5 protein-coding genes are annotated in these 5,407 nt (G+C 75.1%); 2 read left to right on the plus strand and 3 right to left on the minus strand.

What is annotated here, in order from left to right; genetic code table 11:
- Positions 1-57: 57 nt before the first annotated feature.
- Positions 58-1,767 (minus strand): ATP-binding cassette domain-containing protein, encoded by a 1,710-nt coding sequence (locus GCU69_RS05340; protein WP_176604533.1) that lies wholly within the window; start codon positions 1,765-1,767, stop codon positions 58-60.
- 56 nt (positions 1,768-1,823) lie between these two features.
- Between GCU69_RS05340 and GCU69_RS05345 the strand changes: the two genes are divergently transcribed.
- The gene (locus tag GCU69_RS05345; protein ID WP_098753533.1) at positions 1,824-2,666 is read left to right on the plus strand and encodes a hypothetical protein; all 843 of its coding nucleotides are present in this window, start codon (positions 1,824-1,826) and stop codon (positions 2,664-2,666) included.
- Positions 2,667-2,832: 166 nt separating this feature from the next.
- Here the strand turns inward: GCU69_RS05345 and GCU69_RS33490 are convergent, their stop codons facing one another.
- Positions 2,833-4,122, minus strand: coding sequence for a LysR family transcriptional regulator (locus GCU69_RS33490; RefSeq protein WP_235978250.1), 1,290 nt, complete (start codon positions 4,120-4,122; stop codon positions 2,833-2,835).
- 72 nt (positions 4,123-4,194) lie between these two features.
- On the opposite strand from GCU69_RS33490, the gene GCU69_RS05360 reads away from it, so the two are divergent.
- The gene (locus tag GCU69_RS05360; protein WP_098752236.1) at positions 4,195-5,103 is read left to right on the plus strand and encodes a dihydrodipicolinate synthase family protein; all 909 of its coding nucleotides are present in this window, start codon (positions 4,195-4,197) and stop codon (positions 5,101-5,103) included.
- An 84-nt stretch (positions 5,104-5,187) separates the two neighbouring features.
- Here the strand turns inward: GCU69_RS05360 and GCU69_RS34700 are convergent, their stop codons facing one another.
- On the minus strand, positions 5,188-5,265 hold the full coding sequence (locus GCU69_RS34700; protein ID WP_370443954.1) for a 50S ribosomal protein bL37: 78 nt from the start codon (positions 5,263-5,265) through the stop codon (positions 5,188-5,190).
- Between the last annotated feature and the right edge of the window lie 142 nt (positions 5,266-5,407).

Below are 5,407 nucleotides of genomic sequence, written 5' to 3' on the forward strand. Positions count from 1 at the left end.
CCGGGCCGGTCCGCGGGAATCCGCCCGGCTCTCCCGGGCCCGCCGCCGGGAATCCGCTCAGCGCTCCCGGACCACCCGCGACTCGTCCCACACCGGCTCCGGGGTCTCCCGTACGATCCCGTCGGCGCCGAACACCAGGTAGCGGTCGAAGCTGCGGGCGAACCAGCGGTCGTGGGTCACCGCGAGCACCGTGCCGTCGTACGCCTCCAGGCCCTGCTGGAGCGCCTCCGCGCTCTCCAGGTCCAGGTTGTCCGTCGGCTCGTCCAGCAGCAGCGCCGTGGTGCCCGCCAGCTCCAGCAGCAGGATCTGGAAGCGCGCCTGCTGCCCGCCCGACAGCTTCCGGAACGGCTGGTCGCCCTGCCGCTCCAGCTCGTACCGGCGCAGCACGCTCATCGCGCCGCCGCGGTCCTTCGCGTGCTCCGTCCACAGGACGTCGACCAGCGGACGGTCCTCCAGCTCCGTGCCGGCAGGGCCCGCGCCCGGCGCCGTCGGTGAGGGCCGGCGGCCGGGCGACGGGAGGGCGTGCGTCTGTGCGAAGTGGCCGGGGACCACCCGGGCGCCCAGCTTCCAGCGGCCCGTGTGCGCCACGGGGTCTCCCGCCAGCAGCCGCAGGAAGTGCGACTTGCCGGAGCCGTTCGAGCCGAGGACCGCGACCCGCTCGCCGTAGAAGACCTCCAGCGAGAAGGGCTTCATCAGCGCGGTCAGCTCCAGGTTCTCGCAGGTCACCGCCCGTACCCCGGTACGGCCGCCGCGCAGCCGCATCCGGATGTCCTGCTCGCGCGGCGGCTCCGGCGGCGGACCCGCCTCCTCGAACTTCCGGAACCGGGTCTGCATCGCCTTGTAGCGGGACGCCATGTCCGGGCTGTTCGCCGCCTGCTGCCGCAGCCGCAGCACGGCCGCCCTGAGCCGGGCGTGCTCCTCCTCCCAGCGGCGTCTCAGCTCCTCGAACCGCGCGAAGCGCTCCTTGCGCGCCTCGTGGTACGTGCCGAAACCGGCGCCGTGCACCCATACGCCGCTCCCCGCCGGCCCGGGTTCGACGCTCACGATCCGCTGCGCCGAGCGCGCCAGCAGCTCCCGGTCGTGGCTGACGAAGAGCACCGTCTTCTTCGTCTCCCGCAGCCGGTCCTCCAGCCAGCGCTTGCCGGGCACGTCCAGGTAGTTGTCCGGCTCGTCCAGCAGCAGCACCTCGTCGGGCCCGCGCAGCAGCGCCTCCAGCACCAGCCGCTTCTGCTCGCCGCCGGACAGGGTGCGCACCTCGCGCCACTGCGCCCGCTCGTACGGCACGCCCAGCGCGGCCGTGGTGCACATGTCCCAGAGCGTCTCGGCCTCGTAACCGCGGACCTCCGCCCAGTCGCTGAGCGCCTGCGCGTACGCGAGCTGCGCCGCCTCGTCGTCCCGGGTCATGATCGCGTGCTCGGCCTCGTCGACGGCCTCCGCGGCCTGCCGGACACGCGGCTGGGCGACGGACACCAGCAGGTCCCGCACCGTCCGCTCGTCCCGTCCGGAGCCGGCACCGCGTTCCCCGGGGGACGCCCCCCGCACCCCCACGAACTGCCGCATGACGCCCAGCCCGCCGCCGACCGTCACCGAACCGCCGTGCGGCTTCAACTCCCCCGCGATCAGCCGCAGCAGCGTCGTCTTACCCGCTCCGTTCGCCCCGACCAGGGCCGCGACGGCGCCCTCCCCGACCCGGAACGACACGTCGCCGAGCAGCGGCCGCCCGTCCGGAAGCCAGTACTCGACGTGCGCGACTTCGACGTGACCCATGCCGTGGATTGTCACCGGCCGACGCCGATCACACCAACAGGTTTAGGATGCCCGCCATGAGCTTTGGGCAAGGGGGGCCTCACGGGCCCGGGGGTTCCTACGATTCTTCGACGCCTGACTGGGGCGCGATGGCGGACCGGACCGCTGCCCGCAACAGGCGCCGCAAACTGCTGATGATCGGCGGAGGCGCGCTGGCCACCGCGCTGGTCGCCTCCGCCGTGGCCTACGCCGTCGTCAGCGGCGGCGGCAGCTCCGACAACCGGCCGCAGGGCCTGCCCACGGCCGAGACCCTGCCGGACGAGCCGGAGCAGCCCGACCCGTCCTTCTCCGAGGTCAAGCCGCCTCCTCCGCCGGACCCGCGCGACTTCATCTCGGACTCCGACAAGGACACGGCGCCGCTGAACGCCGGGACGCTCTTCCCCGGCGACGAGATCACCATGTCGAGCCGCACCTACGCCAAGGGCGCGACGGCCGGTACCAAGTCCTGTGCCTCCGCGGCCTCCGGCCGGCTCGGGCCCGCGCTCACCGGCAACGGCTGCGAGCAGGTGCTGCGCGCGACGTACTCGCGCGACGGTGTCGCCGTCACCGTCGGCGTCGCGGTCTTCGACACCGAGGCCGCCGCGACGAAGGCGAAGGAGCAGGCCGCGGGCAACATCCTGTCGCTCCCGGGCGACGGCGTCCCGGCCTTCTGCCGCACGACGTCCTGCCGTCTGCTGACCAACTCCATCGGCCGGTACGCCTACTTCACCGTCGCCGGTTACACCTCGGGCCAGGACGTCACCAGCGCGGACACGAAGGCACGGCAGGCCGGCAAGGACGTCGCGGACTACACGTTCAACAGCATCGTCAACCGCGGCGAGGCGCAGGCGTCGGCGGCGGCCACGGCGAAGGCCGGCTGAGCGGGCGGCCCCCGGCCCGCACCCGCCGCCTCCGGACCGCACCCGCCACCTCCGGACCGCACCCGCCGCCTCCGGACCGCATCCGCCACCTCCGGGCCGCATCCGCCGCCGCGTCAGGGGCACCTCCGGCGCGGACCCGCCCCCCCGGCCCGCATCCGCCGCCACGTCAGGTGCGGCCTCCGGCGCGGGCCGGAGGCGGTTGCCCGGGCGTTCCCGCGCCCGGTTCGGCGAGTTCACCCAGCGAGTCCCGCAGCGCCACAGACAGCGCGGCGACGGCCGGGTGCGCACGGGCTCCCGCGCGGAACGCGATCTTCGTCCGGCGGACCATGCGGAGACGCAGCAGGACGACGCCCCGCGGCGGCCGCGCGGCCGCCAGCTGCGGCACCAGGGCCACGCCCTGCCCGGCGGCGACGAGCCCCAGCACCGCGGGGAAGTCGTCCACCTGGTGACGCACCCTCGGCGTGAACCCGGCCGCCCGGCAGGCGCGTTCGGCCATGGCCCGGCAGAGGGTCCCGGGCGTGGCCATGATCCAGTCGGCGGCCCGGTGACGGCGGAGAACGGCTGTGTCGGTGCTGGCGGCCGTCTCCGTGCCGGCCGTCTCCGTGCCGGTACCGGCAACCGTCTCCGCGTCGGCAACCGTCTCCGCGTCGGCGGCCGTCTCCGTGCCGGTACCGGCGGCCGTCCCCGCGTCGCTCGCGCTGTCGGCCGCGGGGCCCGTACGCCTCTTCCGGGACGCGGACGGTGGCGGGGCCGCGCACGGGGACGGGGACGAAGACGGGGACGGGGACGGGTGCGCGCCCGGATCCCGGTCCGGATCCGGGCTCGGGTAAAGGTCGGGGCTCGGGTCCGGGTCGGCGCCCGGGCCCCGACCAAGGCCCGGGCCCGGATCCGGGTCCGGGTGCGGGTGCGTGCCGCGGTCCGGGTCCGCGCCCACCGCCAGATACATCCGTTCCTCCAGCAGCGGCTCCGTGCCCAGCCCGAGGTAGCTCTCGGTGGGAACGGAGTCGTACGTGTGCACCAGCGCGGCGTCCAGTTCGCCGGCCCGCAGCGCGTCCGCCACCTGCGCCGGATCGATCTCGTACACCCGCGGGTCCAGCCCGGGATGGTTCCGGGCGAGACCGGTGAGCGCCGCCGGGACGATCGTGCGCGCGGCCGACGAGAAGGTCCCGATCCGGAAGGTCCCGGCGGCACCCCGCCGGGCCCCGGCGAGGTCCGCCTCGGCCCGCTCCAGCCGCGCCAGCACGGCACCGGCGTGCTCCACCAGGCGGTGCCCCGCGGGGGTGAGGCAGACCCGGCGCCCGGAGCGCTCCAGCAGCGGCACACCGGCCTCCCGTTCGAGAACGGCCAGCTGCTGCGACACCGCGGACGGGGTGTAGGCCAAGGCTTCGGCGACGGCTGCGATGGTGCCGCGGTGGGCGAGTTCCAGCAGCAGACGCAGACGGCGCACGTCGAGCATCAGCTCAGCTTACGCAGCACCGAAGAGATCCGACCTGGACGCGGCACACCGGCCCCGGACAGGCTCACAGCCATGGAAGAGACCACCGGGCCCCGGCCGTTGCGGGGCATCCACGTGCCGCTCGTCACCCCCTTCGACACCGGCGGGCGCATCGCGTACGAGGCCCTGGAAGGGCTCGCGCACACGGCGCTCGACGAAGGCGCCGCCGGACTCGTCGCGCTCGGCACGACGGCCGAGGCCGCCGCGCTCGACCCCGGCGAGCAGGGCGCGGTGACGGATCTCTGCGCGCGGGTGTGCCGGGAGCGCGGCGCCACCCTGATCGTCGGCGCCGGTACCAACGACACCCGGACCAGCGCCGCACGGCTGCGGGAGCTGGGTGAGCGGCACCCGGACGCCACCGCCCTGGTGCCCGTGCCGTACTACACCCGTCCCTCCGAGGAGGGCGTCGTCGCCCACTTCGCGGAGCTGGCGCGGCACAGCCCGGTCCCGCTCGTCGTCTACAACATCCCCTACCGCACCGCGCGGGTGCTGAGCGGGGAGACCCTGCTCCGGCTGGGCGCGCTGCCCGGTGTCGCCGGCGTCAAGCACGCCGTGGGCGGCATCGACCAGGACACGCTGCACCTGCTCGGCGGCTGCCACCCGGACTTCGCCGTACTGGCCGGGGACGACGCCTTCGCCGCGCCGCTGCTCGCGCTGGGCGCCGCCGGGGGCGTCCTCGCCGTGGCGAACCTGTGCGCCGGCCGTTTCGCCGAGCTGGCCGCCCTCTGGCGCGGCGGTGACGCCGACCGGGCCCGCCCGCTCGGGCACGCGCTCACCGCCCTGGCCCGCGCGGCCTTCGCCGAACCGAACCCGACCGTGCTCAAGGGCGTTCTGCACCGCCTCGGCCGCATCCCGAGCCCCGCCGTACGGCTGCCGCTGCTCCCGGCGTCCGGGGACGCGGTGGCGCGGACCCTGACCCGTCTGGAACCGCTCGCCCGCTGAGACGGGCGCACGCGAAGGGGAGGGACGGCTGCCGTCCCTCCCCTTCGATGCCTGGTGGAGCCCGGAATCCCGGTGCTCAGCCGTTCAGGACTGAGGCCGCGACCCGTGGTTGGCCCCGTTCTTGCGACGTGCCTTCTTCTTACGGCGACGCTTGGACGACATGCCGCCTCCTTTCTCGCGCTGGAGCTGTGCTCCTCCTTCCTACCATCGGGGCCCGGCTCCCCCGTTAATCCGCCGGCCGGCGGCTCCGGCCCGGCCTGCTGTCCGGCCTGCTGTCCGGCCTGCTGTCCGGGCCGCTGTCCGG

This window comes from Streptomyces lycii (assembly GCF_009735685.1).
GTDB lineage: Bacteria > Actinomycetota > Actinomycetes > Streptomycetales > Streptomycetaceae > Streptomyces > Streptomyces lycii.